This is a genomic window from Halobacterium sp. MBLA0001 (assembly GCF_049705385.1).
GTDB lineage: Archaea > Halobacteriota > Halobacteria > Halobacteriales > Halobacteriaceae > Halobacterium > Halobacterium salinarum.
Genome location: NZ_JBNAMQ010000005.1, coordinates 26,910 through 41,606 on the forward strand (window position 1 = coordinate 26,910; position 14,697 = coordinate 41,606).

Genomic DNA, 14,697 nt, shown 5'->3' on the forward strand with positions numbered 1-14,697 from the left:
TACCAATGAAACCCAATATACACGAGCAATTGTCTACTGACCCCCCCGAACGGGACGAGCTGGATCCAGAAGCTGTTCGGAACACAATTCGTGCTCGTGGTGAGGAAATCAAACGACGAGAACTCCAAAGAACAGTCAATCGACTCGAATCGAACGGAGATCTCACCACTGAGCAGCTCGAGATTATTCGCCAGATGGCTACTGCCATTGTTGATGGCATATTAGCGGCACCCGAGGAGGCGCTAGAAGACAGCCGAACGTGTGACAGCGAGACCTATCAGAAAGCAATCGAGCTCTTCGACCCAGATCGGTAGCGTCCTGCTTCCCAAAGTAGCCGATCAGCGAGATCAACTGGAGGGGATCGATTCTGTGGAGCTGTTGGACTTCGAGCCAGAATCCCAACGTGTGTGGAGGAACTGAATCTGCTCACCGCAGCATCCTCCATAGGTATCGTAGTAATATCCACCAGACTCGCAGTGGAAAGCGAAGAAACGACAAGTTTTGTCCGAACACATTCGGGGCGGTTCCCAGAAATTCGGATTCTGGCTTGCGGTATACCTACGCTCGGCTTTGAGAACCGATTGAGGCAACACCATGACGGAGCACTACTCACGGCGCAAGGTCCTGGCACTCACCGGTGCAGTTAGCGGGGTTGCACTCGCAGGATGTTCGTCTAGTTCGGGAACCGGTGACGGGGACGATAGTAACACCACGACGACGACGGAGAGCTCTGACGATAACAGCGGTGGGTCCGGGTCGTGGACTGAGACCAGTACGGTCGAGATGACAGACTCGCTCAAATTCGATCCAAAGCGGATTCAGGTCTCCACGGGCACGACGGTCACCTGGGAGAACGTCGGTGCAGTCGCGCACTCTGTGACTGCATTCGAGAACGAGATCCCTGACGGTGCCGCCTACTTCGCGTCCGGGGGGTTCGACTCAGAACAGGCGGCCAACGACAACTACCCGGACAAGGGCAGCATAGCGAAGGGGGAGTCCTACGAGCACACGTTCGAGACCACGGGCACGTACAAGTACTACTGTATCCCCCACGAGATGAGCGGAATGGTCGGCTACGTCAAGGTGGTGTGAGATGACCGAAACACCGTCCGACACAGCCGACGGAGAGGCACTCGACCCCGAAATGGTGGTCGAACAGCACGAACAACAACTACAGGACATCCTCGCGGAGGTCGACGAGCCCACGCCGAGCGATGACGGACCGACGCTGGACCTTGCCGGTCTCGAACTGAACCGGCGGGACTTCGTGAAAGCCGGCGTCGCGACTGGTGCCATGACTGGTCTCGCAGGCTGTTCTGGGAACCTGCTGGGCAGCGACCACTCAGGTGGCGCATCGAATTCTTCGACCGGGTCGGCGCCCGACCACAAGGTGTCACCGGGCGAGCACGACGAGTACTACGGGTTCTGGTCGGGCGGGCAGTCCGGCGAAATTCGCGTCATGGGCATTCCGTCGATGCGGGTGCTGATGCGCATCCCTGTCTTCAACACGGACGCCTCCCGCGGCTACGGCTACGACGACGAAACCCGAGAGATGCTGGAAGGTGCCGGAGATTACACCTGGGGTGACAATCACCATCCGGTTCTCTCCGAGACGGACGGTGACTACGATGGGGAGTACCTCTGGGTGAACGACAAGGCCAACGGTCGCATCGCTCGCGTCAACCTCACGTACTTCGAGACGGACGCCATCACCGACGTCCCGAACGTGCAGGTCGTCCACGGCTGTGCGGCCCAGAGTCCCGACACTGGCTACATCTTCGGGAACGGCGAATTCCGGACGCCGCTCCCGAACGATGGTCGCGACGTCCACTCGCCCGAGAACTACGAGTCGCTGTTCTCGGCGCTGAACCCCGAGACGATGGAGACCGAGTGGCAGGTGAAGGTGGACGGCAACCTCGACATCCTCGACACCGATAAGGACGGTCGGTGGGCGATCTCGTCGGCGTACAACTCCGAAGAGGCCGTCGAGGTCTCTGGGATGACTCACGACGACCGCGATTACGTGAAGGCCTTCGACGTGCCCGCCATCGAACAGGCTGTCGAAAACGGTGACTACCAGGAGGTCAACGGCGTCCCGATCGTGGACGGCACGCAGCAAAGTCCACTCAACAGGGGTGACTCCCCTATTGTGCGGTACATTCCGACCCCAAAGAGCCCGCACTGCGTCGAGGTCGAACCGAACGGCGAGTACGCGATGGTCGCTGGGAAGCTGTCGCCGACGGTCACCATCCTGGATATCGCCGCGCTCGACGAGTCCAGCGATCCCGCGGACGTCGTTGCCGGACGTCCGAAAGTTGGCCTCGGTCCGCTGCACACGACGTTCGATGGGAACGGCCACGCGTACACGTCGCTGTTCATCGACTCCCAGGCCGCCAAGTGGGACATCCAGGCTGCTGTCGAGGCCGAAAACAACTCGACCGAGCCGGTCATCGAGAAAATCGACGTCCACTACAACCCCGGCCACATCCAGGCCGTGGAGGCGATGACAACCGATCCGGCCGGTGAGTGGTTGATCTCGTTGAACAAGCTCTCGAAGGACCGGTTCCTTCCCGTTGGTCCCATCCACCCGGACAACGACCAGCTCATCCACATCGGCCAGGGTGAAACGGAGATGGAACTGGTTGCCGACCACCCGGCGTACCCGGAACCCCACGACTGTGTGTTCGCGCACAAGAACAAACTCGACCCGGCGACGACGTGGAACAAGGCCGACTACGAGGGTGACAAGGAGTTCGTCACCCAGAAGAAGTCCGGTGTCGAGCGAACGGGCGAGCAGTCCATGCACGTGAAGACGTCCTCGATGCGCTCCGAGTACGGTCTCACTGAGTTCACTGTCAAGGAGGGTGACGAGGTGACACTCACCGTGACGAACATCGAGGGCGTCCGGGACATGATCCACGGGGTGGCGATTCCCGAGTACGACATTCACCTCGCTATCGCCCCCCAGGACACCCGAGAGGTCACGTTCACCGCCGACAAGCCCGGCGTGTACTGGTTCTACTGCACGTACTTCTGTAGCGCACTCCACCTGGAGATGCGCTCGCGGATGCTGGTGGAACCGCGCGACGGCTAACTGACCCGGTCGAACACTGCCAGAGGCACGTCCTGGCACGGTTGCCAACATTGCCGTCGGTGTCGACGGCCCCGGCAGTCACGTGGGGTGCGCGGGCGGCCCACGTGACTGATACCGGCGGTCCGTCTCTGGACCCCGGCACGAGATACCACCATGAACTACGAACTCCCAGCCAGGTCGGCGTTCCTCGAGTTGCGGCGGGGACTCCCCGTGGTAGCGGCGGTGCTGTTCGTCGTCGCGCTGTTGTTCCCGATGTGGATCATCCAGATGGACGCCGTCCAGTACCCGAGCACGACGCTCGAACTACACCTGTACGCGTACCCCCGCATCGCGGGCGACTACGCGGAGATCGCGAACCTGAACAAGTACATCGGGTTCTACTACCCGGACCCGGTGTACTGGCAGCCGAACTACGCGCCACACGACTACGCCGTCGACGTCCCCGAGTGGTCGTTCGGGCCGCTGGCGTTCGTCGCGGTGTCCGCGTGCAGCGCGTTCGTCGCACTCGCACCGAACACCCGGAAGCTCAAGCGCGGTCTGCTCGCCCAGCTCGTGGGTACGATGACGGTGTTTGGGGTGATGCTCGCGGACATCCAGTACCGCCTCTACCAGGCCGGCCACACCCTAGACCCGGACGCGCCAGTGATGGGCGTCGACGGGTTTATGCCGCCGCTGTGGGGCAGCTACGAGGTCGCGAACATCACGAGCTACTCGCGGTTCGGGCTCGGCGCGTACCTGTCGATGCTCGCGGTCGCTCTGCTCGTGGTGGCACTCTACTACCGGGACCACCCAACAACGGTCGGCGACCTCGCCAACCACGTAGCCCGGCGACTCGGACGGCACGAAGACCCCGCCCAGACTGACGACCCAGCAAACGCCACCAGTCATTCGGAGTCCGCGAACCAGGACGAGACTGACGTGGAGGGGACCGGTCGTGCGTGAGCGACGCGTCGAACGCGCACTCGCAGTCCTCACCGCCGCGCTCTTGGTCGTGAGTGCCGGCGCGGTGGTCGCCACGCCAGGCGATAGTGCCGAGGTCGGGCAGACGCTGTCCTTCGACGCGCCGGTGCCCAGCGAGTACAACTTCGCGCCGCCACCGCAGGCCGGCTCGGTAACCGTCGACGACCAGCGCTACGACACACTCGATGCTGCGCTCGACGCGGCCACCGCAGGCGACACCCTACGAGTCTTCGGCACTGTCGAGGGCCCCGTGACGGTCGACACGGCCGGCGTCACTATCACCGGCAGCGCGCCGTCGAAGGCGGTTATCACCGGTGACGGCGAGGAGACGGTGCTCACAGTGAACGCCTCGAACGTGACGATTCGAAACGTCTGGGTGCGGAACGCTGGCTACAGCACTGCCGACAACGACGCCGCCGTCTGGCTCGACGGCGCCAACCCCACTGTCGCGTCGGTCCGCGTCACGAACACCACGTTCGGGATCTGGGTCGACGGCGCCACCTCGGCGACGGTCCGCGACTCCACCATCGTCGGTCGGGAGTCCATCGACCGGCTCTCGGATCGTGGCAACGGTATCCAGCTCTGGGAGGCCCACGACGCCGTCGTCGCAAACAACACGATCACGGACGTCCGCGACGGCATCTACTTCTCCTGGAGTTCGAGCGTGGTGGCGCGGAACAACACGATGTGGGATCTCCGGTACGGCGTCCACTACATGTACTCCGACGACAACCGACTGGCCAACAACACCGCATTCAATAACGACGTCGGATACGCGCTAATGCTCTCCGACCGCCTCACAATCGTCAACAACACCGCCGTGAACAACACCGGGAGCAGCGGCCACGGAATCCTCGTCAAGAGCATCGACCACACCCGCATCGCCGGCAACAACCTCGTCGGCAACGACAACGGCCTGTTCGTGTACAACTCGCTGGACAACACCATCGCGGGTAACCTCGTGTTGGGCAACGACGTCGGCATCCATCTCACCGCGGGCAGTGTCCGAGAACGCGGCTACGGCAACTCCTTCATCCGCAACGGCAACGCCATGAAAGCCGTCATCGGCAAGCAAGTTGCATGGAACGCCAGCGACGGCGGGAACTACTGGGCGGACGCCAATACGGTGGACATCGACCACGACGGCATCAGCGATGTCCGGTACCAAGCGGCTAGCGTTCTCGACCGCATTACGAGGCGCCATCCGACGACGGAGGTGTTCGCGTCGAGTCCCGCGTTCGACACCGTGCGGCTGGCATCCCGGTCGGTGCCGCTCGTGGAGACGCCGGGAGTCGTCGACCATCACCCGCTCGCGACACCGCCACACGACAACTGGAGGCGATACTATGAGTGACATCGAACTACGGAACGTCGAGAAGCAGTACGGCACTGTCAGCGCTCTGGACGGGGTCTCCCTGGCCATCGACAGCGGGGAGACTGCCGGCCTCATCGGCCGCAACGGGGCCGGGAAGACGACGCTGTTCAAACTGCTCGTCGGTCACGAGACACCCGACGCCGGGTCGGTCTCGGTCGCCGGACTCTCGTCCCAGGCTGGTGCTGCACTCCGCGAGCACGTCGGTTACCTCCCCGAACACGCGGGCTTCCCACCGTCTGTCACCGGTCGTGAAGTACTGGAGTTTCACGCTCGCGTCAGAGATGTCGCACCTGACACACGCGGCCGCCGGGTCGAGCGCGTGCTCAACACGGTCGGGCTGGCTGAGGCCGCCGACCGCCGCGTCGGCGGCTACTCGAACGGGATGAATCGACGACTCGGCCTCGCCACGACGCTCGTCGGCGACCCCGACGTCCTCCTGCTCGACGAACCCACCGCCGCACTTGACCCCACCGGAGTCGCGGACTTCCACGAGGTGGTGGAGGCGCTCTCCCGGAAGACCGACGTCACCATCCTCGTCACCTCCCACGTCCTCTCCGAGGTCGAACGACTCTGCGACCGCGTCGTCGTCCTCGACGAAGGCGCCGTCCAGGCCGCTGGCACCGTCGCCGACCTCCGACGCGAGACGGCCGAGACTGTTTCCGTGGACGCGACGGTCGACGACGAACCAGGCGAAGTCGTTGCAGATGTCGAGGACTGCGGCGGCGTGACAACCGCGACTGCCACTTCTAGTCCGCCGCAGGTCCACATCAATTGTCAGCGGGACGCGGTCTTCGAGGTACTCGAACGCCTCCGTGCGTCCACCGACGTCGTGGACGTGGAAGTCACCGAACCTGGACTCGACGCCGTGTTCCGAGACACCGTGTCCACGGACCGCGCCATCAGTGTCTCCGCAACGAGAGGTGAGGGCCACTGACCGAAGACACCACGGTACCCGACGGCGGTACCGGACACCCGCAGCCCGGCGTCGTCCCTGAGATACAGACCGACACCGGTGCGGACACAGAAACTGCAGCGACGCGACGCACCATCCCTCGTGACATAGCCCGCGTCGCAGTTCGGGAGTACCGACTCGCGGTTCGCCGCCGGTGGGTTGTCGGCATTGCGGTCCTGTTCGCGCTGTTCTCGGTCGCGCTCGTGTTCCTCGGCGGGTCGAAGGTCGGCCCGACGCGCGTCCCGGCCGTGCTCGCAAGTGTCGCTCAGCTCGGCGTCTACGTCGTCCCGTTGGCCGCGCTGGCGGTTGGCTTCGATACCATCGTCGGGGCCGACGAAAGCGGGTCGCTCGAGATGCTGCTCGCCCTGCCGCTTTCGAACACGGCGGTCGTCGTCGGGAAGTACCTCGGTCGCGCGACTGCGCTTTCCGGTGGGATGCTCACCGGTTTCGCCGTCGGCGGCGCGATCCTTGTCCGATTCGCGGGCGTAGGCGTCCTCGGCGCCTACGCGGGCGTTGCGCTGGCGGCGGTCGCCGCCGCCCTCGCATTTCTCGGCGTGAGCGTGCTCGCGTCCACGCTCGCGGCCGAGAAAACACGTGCACTCGGTGCCGTTCTCGCGGCCTGGGTGTGGTTCGTGCTCGTCCACGACCTGGTCGCGCTGGGCCTCGTCGCCTCCTTCGACCTCCCGCAGTCAGTGGTTACAGCCGCCGTGCTTACGAACCCCGGTGACCTGTTCCGTGTGTTCGTGCTGCGTGGTGTCTCCACCACGGCCGGCGGTATCGCGGGCGTACTCACTGAAACTGGCCTCACGACACCCGTCCTCGTAGCGGCGCTCGCTGCATGGGTCGTTCTCCCTATCACCGGTGCTGTCCTCGCGTTTCGTCGGCGGTCCATCTAGTTCCCCGTAATCGCGGTCAATCAGCGCTCATCTCTGATGGCGATGATGTCGTGATTTCTTCGTCTCGAAGGTAACACTGAGGGTCCGGGGCGAACAGGTCGTCGTTGACGGTGAGGGCACGAAGGCGAGATGCTCCCCGGCAGATGTCCTGATACCGGCAGTCGGCACAGCGGCCGTTCAGGTGTTCTGTTCGCTCGCTGAGGCGACGCAGCAACGGATTCGAGTCGTCCTCCCAGATTGCACTGAACTGCCGGTCACGAACGTTACCGAGACTGTACCCCTGCCAGAACTGCGTGAGGTGGACGTTCCCCTGATAATCGATGTCGGCGACTCGCTCACCGGTCGGGTCGCCGCCGTTGCGCTGCAGGTAGTCGTTGACGCGTTCCGCTGTGTCCTCGCCGATGAACCGGCGTGCGTACTCGACGAGATACGCTGCATCCGCGTAGTTCCCGACCAGCAGTGTTTCGATTGATTCACCCTGCTCGTGGTACTCGCGGGTGAGATCGCAGAGTTGTTTCACCGCAGCTCGCTTCGCTCGTGGCGAGAGGTCCACGTCGACGAGGTCTGCGCCTCGCCCTCCGTAGTCGAGGTGGTAGAAGCAGAAGCGATTGACGCCCTCCTCGTGGAGGAGATCGACGACGCCGCGAAGGTCGTCTGCGTTCGCTTCGGTGATGGTGTACCGAAGACCGGTCTTGAGACCAGCGTCGAGACACGCTCGAATGCCACGAACCGCTGCGTCGAATGCGCCGTCCTTCCCGCGGAACGCGTCGTTTCGCTCCGGGAGCCCATCGACCGAAATGCCGGCGTACTTGAGACCAGCATCGCGCAACTGTTCTGCTTTTTCGGGCGTGATCAGTGTCCCGTTCGTCGAGAGCACTGGGCGAATCCCGCGCTCGTCGGCGTACCTGACGAGTTCGAAGAGGTCGTCTCGGACCAGTGGCTCGCCGCCGGAAAAGAGTACGACAGGAACCCCGTAGTCGGCGAGGTCGTCGAGCAGGCGCTTTCCCTCGGCTGTGCTGAGTTCGCCGGGTGCAGTCTCGGTGTCGGCGGCAGCGTAGCAGTGCGAACAGTAGAGGTTACACTGTTTCGTGAGATTCCACACGACGACAGGCCGGCGTTGCTTGTCCTGTGTGATCTGTGGTTTTGACGACTCGCTGGCCGCGTCGTACCGGAGTCCGTCGCCCTCCGCATCCAGTTCGCAGAGAAGTTTACTGATCGAGATCACGCTTCGTAGGTTCGCGCTTCCGTTTCGGCGTTCAGGTCGACCAGCTCGGCCGCATCGTCGAGCGTGTGCGTCGAATACCGGTGTAGAGCACTCGCCGGGCAGACCCAGACGTCGCTCGCGTACCACGCGAACAGCTTCGTGGCTTGCTCGTACGCCACGTCGGCAGACGGTGCCGACACACTCCCAACGTGATGAAGCGGATTCGCTTCGTCTTCTCTGATGAAGACCTCCCATTCGTCTTCGACAACGTCTCGCGGATATTTGCCGACTCGATATCGGTCCGGCTTTTCCACCATAGGTGAGAGTGAGAGCGGTGCTCCAACACCCTTCTCCCGATGATGTTCGGCGGGGAGTACATCGAGTAATAGACGGATGCTTGATTGTGGGAACCGGCCGGCAACGCCGGTCCCTGGGACTTGGAAGAACATGTTCGGAAGGAGGGTTTTTCAACTTGGTACCAAAAGACGTGCATATGGCAGCCGAATCACTTTCCTACCCGTGGTGGCTCCGGATCACGCACTGGTTCAACTTCTTCTTCATCATTCTGCTGTTCCGGAGCGGGTACGAGATCATCATGACGCACCCGAAGTTCTACTGGAATGACGACGCCACGCCCGGCGACGAGTGGCTCCGGGTCGGTGACGAGGAGCGCTCGACGGACTTCGACAAGGAGGTCATCGACGGGGAGGACATCTGGGCGGCCGAAGACGAGATCGATCCGCCGTCCGCGCTCATCTCACTCCCGGGCAGGGACGCGGTGGGGATGGGCCGCCACTGGCACTTCTGGGGAGCACTCGGGTGGACAATCTGTGGCGCGCTCTACGTCGGCGCGCTGTTCGTGTCGGGTGAGTGGACGCGTCTCGTCCCGACCTCTCTCGACATTTTCCCCCAGGCGGCGAACGCACTCGCGAGCTACGCACAGCTCCAGATCCCCCACGCAGCGGGCTACAACGCACTCCAGCAACTCACGTACTTCAGTGTCATCTTCATCCTGTCCCCGGTCATGATTCTCACGGGAATCTTCCAGGCGCCCGCCTTCCGCGCGCACTTCCCGGACTGGTTCGGCGCGAACCGACAGCTCAACCGGAGCATCCACCTCATCGGCTTCGTCGCGTTCAACGTCTTCCTGTTCGGCCACGTCGCGCTCGTGGCGGCCCACGGCTTCTGGTCCGAGATGGGGAAGATCGTCCTCGGGAGTTCGGCAGCCTCGACGGACCTGACGATAGCACTCACCGTGCTTGGCGTAGCCATCGTCTTCGGGTTCGCGGCGTTCGCGACGTGGATCTCGCTCAAACGACCCTACCTAACACAGACGGCACTGGAAATTGGTGTCGACCCCCTCCTTCGGAAACTGTTCCAGCGGGTGTCGTCCGTCGATGACGACGACAGGGCGTTCGAGTCGGAGTTCGCGCGCGTCAACGGGAAACCACCTCGGAACGACGAGTACCGTCGGCACTACGAGGACGACTTCGAGGAGTGGACGATCAGCGTCGACGGCCTCGTCGAGAACGAACTCGAGTTGAGCAACGAGGAGCTCCGCGAGATGAACAAACAGGAGTACATCGCGCGCCACGATTGCATCCAGGGGTGGACGTACTACGCACAGTGGGGTGGTGTGCCGCTCTCGGCCATCATCGATCGCTGTGAGCCCACCGAGGACGCCGAATGGCTCGTCTTCTGGACGCTCGACGAGAAGTGGGAGTACTCCGAGGACGGCGAGTTCGAGGAACCAGACCCGGAGGTTCCAGACTTCTACTACGAGGCGATTCGACTCACGAAGGCCGAAGAACCTCGAACGATGCTCGCCTACGAGATGAACGGCGGCGACCTCCCCGTCGCCCACGGCGCACCCTACCGACTCCGCATCGAGAGCCAACTCGGCTACAAGATGGCCAAGTGGGTCACCCGCATCGAGTTCGTGGAGGACTTCGACGACATCGGGAAGGGCAACGGTGGCTGGCGTGACGACGTCCTCCACTACTACCCCAACAGCGCAGACATCTGAGCGCCAATGCTCGCTCCAGATTCGGTAGTTCCGGGTGTGTCGACGCTGGCATGACGGGGAACGACCGAACCCGGAGACCCGGGCGGACCGAGCCCCGGTCACCGATCAGTCGCGGTTCGCGTGACCTCCTCGACCGGTGGGATCCACTCCACTTCGCGTTCGTGATGGCGACGGGAATCCTCTCCATCGCCGCCTCACTGCTCGGACTCGACGCTGTCGGGCGAGCACTGTTCGGGGTCAACGCACTCGCGTACGTCGTCGTCACCGTACTGACGCTGGCTCGATCTGTCCGCGACCCCCGGTCGACACTCGCGGATCTGGCCTCCCCGGACCGCGCTGTCGGCTCGTTCACGGCGGTCGCCGCGACCAGCATCCTCGGGAGCCAGTTCGTCGTTTTCGGGCAGTCGACCGCGGCTGCAACCGCGTTGTTCGGCGTGGCTGGCGCACTCCTGTTCGCACTCACGTACACCGTGTTCTTCGGCTTGACCGTCCGTGACGTCGACGACCCCATCGAGGACACGCTCGACGGTGGCTGGTTTCTCGCGGTCGTCGCGACGCAGTCAGTCGCGGTGCTCGCGGCGCTACTCGCCCCGAGCTATCCAGCGTTCCTCGACGAGTTCGCACTCCTCGCGCTGGTCCTGTACCTGGTCGGCGGCGGATTCTACCTCGTGCTGTTTACGCTGGTGTTCTACCGGCTGACCTTCTTCGGGTTCGCTCCGGAGTCGGCGACGCCACCGTACTGGATCAACATGGGCGCCGTCGCCATCACGGCACTCGCTGGCTCATTGTTGCTCCGGCTCGGCCCGTCCTGGCCGTTTCTCGCCGAACTTCACCCGTTTCTCGTCGGGTTCACGTTCTTCTTCTGGGCGACCGGTTCCTGGTGGATTCCACTCCTCGTGGCACTCGGCGTCTGGCGTCACACCGTCGGCGGAATCGCGCTCCCGCACACGCCCACCGGCTACCATCCGCGGTACTGGAGCATCGTCTTCCCGCTCGGAATGTACACGGTCAGTACGCTCCGCTTTGCCGGCGAAGCAGGGATTCCGATACTCGAGACCATCCCCCGATACTTCGTCTACGTCGCCCTTGCCGCGTGGCTCGTCGTGAGCACCGGACTCGCTCGAAGCGCACTCTCCGCGATTTCGGCTGCATCCACGCTCGAACGTGTTCGGGAGTAGCCGGAGGCGTCCCCGGGACGTGATACGGTGTATGAGCGTCGTCCCGGGAGACCTCGAAACCACGAGCCAGCCACCGATGACAGTTCCCCTCCGGCACTTTCTCGTCGGTCTGGGGTTTCTGCTCCTGGGAACCGTCGTCGGTATCGGTGATGCGACCGGACTGACCACGGGCTTCGCGACCCTCGCCCACGTCCATCTCCTGCTCGCCGGCTGGGTCTGTATCACGATCATGGGCGCGATGACGCAGTTCGTTCCCGTCTGGTCGGGCACGCAACTCCACTCCCGACGCCTTTCGGCCCTGCAGTTGTGGCTGGTCACGATCGGTCTGCTCGGGTTCGCTGTCAGTCTCCTCGGTGGCAGCGTGACGTGGCTGCCGATATTCGGGGCCACGATGCTCCTCGGGTTCTGGACGTTCGTGTACAACATCGGCCGGACGCTCTGGGTGCTCCCCTCGTACGACGTGACCGAGCGTCACTTCGGCCTCGCACTCGGCTTCTTCATTCTCCTGACCACGCTCGGATTCCTCCTCGCACTCGATTTCCTCCGGCCCGTATTCGCACCGCTCTCGATGTCGCGTGCAGCGGTGGTACAGAGCCACGCGACACTCGCCGTGTTCGGGGCGGTACTGACGACCGTCCTGGGAGCACTCTACCAGCTCGCGACGATGTTCACGCAGACCGAACTCCACGGAATCGACATCCAGCTTCGCCGAATCGAGGAAGTGGGATACCCCGTGGGTGTTGTACTCCTGGCGGCTGGTCGATTGATCGGTGTTGGGTCACTCGCGCGTCTCGGCGGCGTACTCGTCTGTATTTCGCTGCTCGGATTCAGTGTGATTCTCGCGCGTCGACTGTACGAAACACAGGTCGACTGGACACCGATGCTCTCGCGGTACGCGGTCGTAGTTCCTGCGATGGTGCTCTGGGCAGTGCTCACACTGCCGGTCTGGAGCAATGACCCACTCGCTCGAACCACGCTGTTCGGGGCACCGGGAACGGTTCACTTGCTCGTCTTGGGGGTCGTTGGGTTCGTCGTCCTCGGAACCCTCTACCACATCGTTCCGTTCATCATCTGGGTGCACCGCTACAGCGACCTGCTGGGGTACGAGGCGGTCCCGATGATCGACGACCTCTACAGCGACCGGATTGCGGCCGTCGACTTCGCGCTGGTGGGAAGTGGGACGGGACTACTCGTCGCGACCGACCTGCTCCCGGTTCCGTCGATGAGCGCCGCTCTCGGTGGCGTACTCGTGCTGGTGGGTGCGGTCCTGTTTCTCACCAACATCGTCTGGGTCATCCAAGAACACAGTCCGCACTCACTTCCTGGCATCCTTTTCAGCACCGTCCAGGCAGACGGGGATTCCCCCTCGAAGGAATCAGCGGATTCTGCCGACGGTCAGTAGTTCTGGACGCTGACTAGAGGACGTAGCGATGCCGAACGTGTTCGGGTGAACGTTCACGCGGTGGGCAGTTGAACCGTACCGTAGCGGAGTCCATCCAGAAACCCAAACGCAGACCAGCCAGTTGCCCACGTGACCTAAGAACTGCGACAGTACTCGGCGTCCAACCACCACGTACTCACGTCAGACGACCGCTACGAACATATGCCAGACAGCGACCCACCCCAGCCAGAACTCACGACCCTCGACAGTCTCACGAAAGCACCGCATGCTGAAATCTTCGAAGAGCGACGGCCTCGAACCGTCCGACTTCAGTTGGACGCCGGAGAACGCGTCCCCCCGCACACGCATCCCGGTACGCATATCGTTCTTCATCTGGTTTCCGGCCACCTAGAGCTATCCCTGGACGACGAAACCTACGACGTGAACCCGGGAGAGCTCGTTCGATGCAGTGGCGAGTGCAAGATCTCACCACACGCACTCGAACCGAGCACGGCGGTCATCGTGTTCGCCCCGACAGAAACAGACGGCGAGTGACTTCAGAAGGGGGCGTCGGGGCTCCCACGACTCGCCCCCTCGTTCTGCATGGCGCGTTCCATCGGATTTGAACCGACGTCGCCCTCGGGAACGTGTGTAACGGATCCACTCGTTCGGTACGCCTCCTCGATCTCCTCGAGTTGCTCGTTGATCGCGTCGCTCTGGTGGTGCATCCGGGCGGCTCGAACGCGGACGATATCGTAATCGTGGCGGTCCAAGAGGCCGTTCCACGCGCGGAAGGACCCGATCGTGAGTGTGTGGGTCTGTGGACAGAACGGGGTCGTCGGCGTGAATTCAGCCCGGAGGACGGACGGGTCATTCTGTTCCTCCGCGTACCGATAACCGGCGTTCCTGTGGCGGGTGTCGAGGTTCAACCGTGCCAGATTGTAGTTGAACGTCATGTCGTACACTTTCCGCTCCTCGAACGCATCCCGGGTGATCTCGTGGAAGGCCACGTGGTCGTCACCCGTGATGAGGCGATGCCCCTCGAGAAACGCTCCGGGTTCGGGGATGTGTTCGGGAACGAACTCGTCGTACTCGTCGAAGAGTCCGCCGTCATCGCTACTACCACCGAAGGGAGTGGGGAATCCGGCCATACACGACGATACGGACGCGCCCCCTCTATCGTTGATCCCGGACATGTTCACCGTCGCCGATCTGGTCCAAGAAGTGGCTACTGAGACCGGTGTCGAGAAGGAACCAGCGGATGCGGAGCGACGATCACACGGTGCCAATATGAACTTCGGAGATGCCTGCGATGTCCATCGGGAGACGGCTCTGAATCGCGTTCGTGGTCATCGGTGAGATACCACACCCGCCACAGGCACCCGACAGCTGTATCCACACTTCGCCCGATTCGGGGTCGAGAGCCTGTATCGCTGCATCCCCACCGTGCATCGCTATCTGGGGGAAATTCTGCTCGAGGAAAGCTGTTACGTCCTCCCTGAGGGCTTCTCCATCCGCTGGGACTCCACTCGAGGCGCTCGAAGTATCGGTCTCCATGGGTACTACCTGAACTACGGGTGGGAAGCAATTCGCCCGAACATCTTCTACGCTGTTTCCTCGCTCGGGGAGAG

15 protein-coding genes are annotated in these 14,697 nt (G+C 62.9%); 11 read left to right on the top strand and 4 right to left on the bottom strand.

Features of this window, described 5'->3' with window-relative positions:
* Positions 1-5 precede the first annotated feature (5 nt).
* The 7 genes from ACOZ32_RS00725 (at position 6) to ACOZ32_RS00755 (ending at position 7,277) form a co-directional block, all read left to right on the top strand.
* A complete protein-coding gene (locus ACOZ32_RS00725) occupies positions 6-314 on the top strand; it encodes a glutamyl-tRNA reductase (protein ID WP_424334835.1) in 309 nt (102 codons plus the stop codon).
* Between the two features lie 280 nt (positions 315-594).
* Positions 595-1,092, top strand: a complete 498-nt coding sequence (locus ACOZ32_RS00730; protein ID WP_424334808.1) for a plastocyanin/azurin family copper-binding protein — start codon at positions 595-597, stop codon at positions 1,090-1,092.
* A 1-nt stretch (position 1,093) separates the two neighbouring features.
* Positions 1,094-3,094 carry a TAT-dependent nitrous-oxide reductase gene (nosZ, locus tag ACOZ32_RS00735; protein WP_424334809.1) on the top strand — a complete coding sequence of 667 codons (2,001 nt, stop codon included), beginning with the start codon at positions 1,094-1,096 and terminating at the stop codon, positions 3,092-3,094.
* A 153-nt stretch (positions 3,095-3,247) separates the two neighbouring features.
* Positions 3,248-4,036, top strand: a complete 789-nt coding sequence (locus ACOZ32_RS00740; RefSeq protein WP_424334810.1) for a hypothetical protein — start codon at positions 3,248-3,250, stop codon at positions 4,034-4,036.
* Entirely contained in the window at positions 4,029-5,408 is a 1,380-nt protein-coding gene (gene nosD, locus ACOZ32_RS00745; protein WP_424334811.1) for a nitrous oxide reductase family maturation protein NosD, read from the top strand. The genes ACOZ32_RS00740 and nosD overlap by 8 nt, the downstream gene beginning before the upstream one ends.
* Positions 5,401-6,363: an ABC transporter ATP-binding protein gene (locus tag ACOZ32_RS00750; protein WP_424334812.1), complete on the top strand. Its 963-nt coding sequence runs from the start codon at positions 5,401-5,403 to the stop codon at positions 6,361-6,363. The genes nosD and ACOZ32_RS00750 overlap by 8 nt, the downstream gene beginning before the upstream one ends.
* 125 nt (positions 6,364-6,488) lie before the next feature.
* On the top strand, positions 6,489-7,277 hold the full coding sequence (locus ACOZ32_RS00755) for an ABC transporter permease (RefSeq protein ID WP_424334836.1): 789 nt from the start codon (positions 6,489-6,491) through the stop codon (positions 7,275-7,277).
* A gap of 16 nt (positions 7,278-7,293) precedes the next feature.
* Here ACOZ32_RS00755 and ACOZ32_RS00760 read toward each other — a convergent pair whose 3' ends face one another.
* The gene (locus ACOZ32_RS00760; RefSeq protein WP_424334813.1) at positions 7,294-8,502 is read right to left on the bottom strand and encodes a TIGR04347 family pseudo-SAM/SPASM protein; all 1,209 of its coding nucleotides are present in this window, start codon (positions 8,500-8,502) and stop codon (positions 7,294-7,296) included.
* Positions 8,499-8,798: an Htur_1727 family rSAM-partnered candidate RiPP gene (locus ACOZ32_RS00765; RefSeq protein WP_424334814.1), complete on the bottom strand. Its 300-nt coding sequence runs from the start codon at positions 8,796-8,798 to the stop codon at positions 8,499-8,501. Before ACOZ32_RS00765 ends, ACOZ32_RS00760 begins: the two co-directional genes overlap by 4 nt.
* 176 nt (positions 8,799-8,974) lie before the next feature.
* Between ACOZ32_RS00765 and ACOZ32_RS00770 the strand changes: the two genes are divergently transcribed.
* The 4 genes from ACOZ32_RS00770 (at position 8,975) to ACOZ32_RS00785 (ending at position 13,621) form a co-directional block, all read left to right on the top strand.
* Positions 8,975-10,507 carry a molybdopterin-dependent oxidoreductase gene (locus ACOZ32_RS00770; protein ID WP_424334815.1) on the top strand — a complete coding sequence of 511 codons (1,533 nt, stop codon included), beginning with the start codon at positions 8,975-8,977 and terminating at the stop codon, positions 10,505-10,507.
* 50 nt (positions 10,508-10,557) lie between these two features.
* Entirely contained in the window at positions 10,558-11,685 is a 1,128-nt protein-coding gene (locus ACOZ32_RS00775) for a tellurite resistance/C4-dicarboxylate transporter family protein (protein ID WP_424334816.1), read from the top strand.
* Positions 11,686-11,716: 31 nt separating this feature from the next.
* On the top strand, positions 11,717-13,087 hold the full coding sequence (locus tag ACOZ32_RS00780) for a hypothetical protein (protein WP_424334817.1): 1,371 nt from the start codon (positions 11,717-11,719) through the stop codon (positions 13,085-13,087).
* 201 nt (positions 13,088-13,288) lie between these two features.
* Positions 13,289-13,621 (top strand): cupin domain-containing protein, encoded by a 333-nt coding sequence (locus ACOZ32_RS00785; protein ID WP_424334818.1) that lies wholly within the window; start codon positions 13,289-13,291, stop codon positions 13,619-13,621.
* 2 nt (positions 13,622-13,623) lie between these two features.
* Here ACOZ32_RS00785 and ACOZ32_RS00790 read toward each other — a convergent pair whose 3' ends face one another.
* Both ACOZ32_RS00790 and ACOZ32_RS00795 read right to left on the bottom strand, forming a co-directional pair.
* Positions 13,624-14,217, bottom strand: a complete 594-nt coding sequence (locus ACOZ32_RS00790; RefSeq protein WP_424334819.1) for a hypothetical protein — start codon at positions 14,215-14,217, stop codon at positions 13,624-13,626.
* A 124-nt stretch (positions 14,218-14,341) separates the two neighbouring features.
* Positions 14,342-14,623: a NifU family protein gene (locus ACOZ32_RS00795; protein ID WP_424334820.1), complete on the bottom strand. Its 282-nt coding sequence runs from the start codon at positions 14,621-14,623 to the stop codon at positions 14,342-14,344.
* Positions 14,624-14,697: the final 74 nt, after the last annotated feature.

Coding starts and splice junctions, on each gene's coding strand:
- ACOZ32_RS00780 (WP_424334817.1), top strand. CDS start 11,717: ATGAGCGTCGTCCCGGGAGACCTCGAAACCACGAGCCAGCCACCGATG.
- ACOZ32_RS00765 (WP_424334814.1), bottom strand. CDS start 8,798: ATGGTGGAAAAGCCGGACCGATATCGAGTCGGCAAATATCCGCGAGAC.
- ACOZ32_RS00770 (WP_424334815.1), top strand. CDS start 8,975: ATGGCAGCCGAATCACTTTCCTACCCGTGGTGGCTCCGGATCACGCAC.
- ACOZ32_RS00725 (WP_424334835.1), top strand. CDS start 6: ATGAAACCCAATATACACGAGCAATTGTCTACTGACCCCCCCGAACGG.
- nosZ (WP_424334809.1), top strand. CDS start 1,094: ATGACCGAAACACCGTCCGACACAGCCGACGGAGAGGCACTCGACCCC.
- ACOZ32_RS00730 (WP_424334808.1), top strand. CDS start 595: ATGACGGAGCACTACTCACGGCGCAAGGTCCTGGCACTCACCGGTGCA.
- ACOZ32_RS00795 (WP_424334820.1), bottom strand. CDS start 14,623: ATGGAGACCGATACTTCGAGCGCCTCGAGTGGAGTCCCAGCGGATGGA.
- ACOZ32_RS00785 (WP_424334818.1), top strand. CDS start 13,289: ATGCCAGACAGCGACCCACCCCAGCCAGAACTCACGACCCTCGACAGT.
- ACOZ32_RS00790 (WP_424334819.1), bottom strand. CDS start 14,217: ATGGCCGGATTCCCCACTCCCTTCGGTGGTAGTAGCGATGACGGCGGA.
- ACOZ32_RS00740 (WP_424334810.1), top strand. CDS start 3,248: ATGAACTACGAACTCCCAGCCAGGTCGGCGTTCCTCGAGTTGCGGCGG.
- ACOZ32_RS00750 (WP_424334812.1), top strand. CDS start 5,401: ATGAGTGACATCGAACTACGGAACGTCGAGAAGCAGTACGGCACTGTC.
- ACOZ32_RS00775 (WP_424334816.1), top strand. CDS start 10,558: ATGACGGGGAACGACCGAACCCGGAGACCCGGGCGGACCGAGCCCCGG.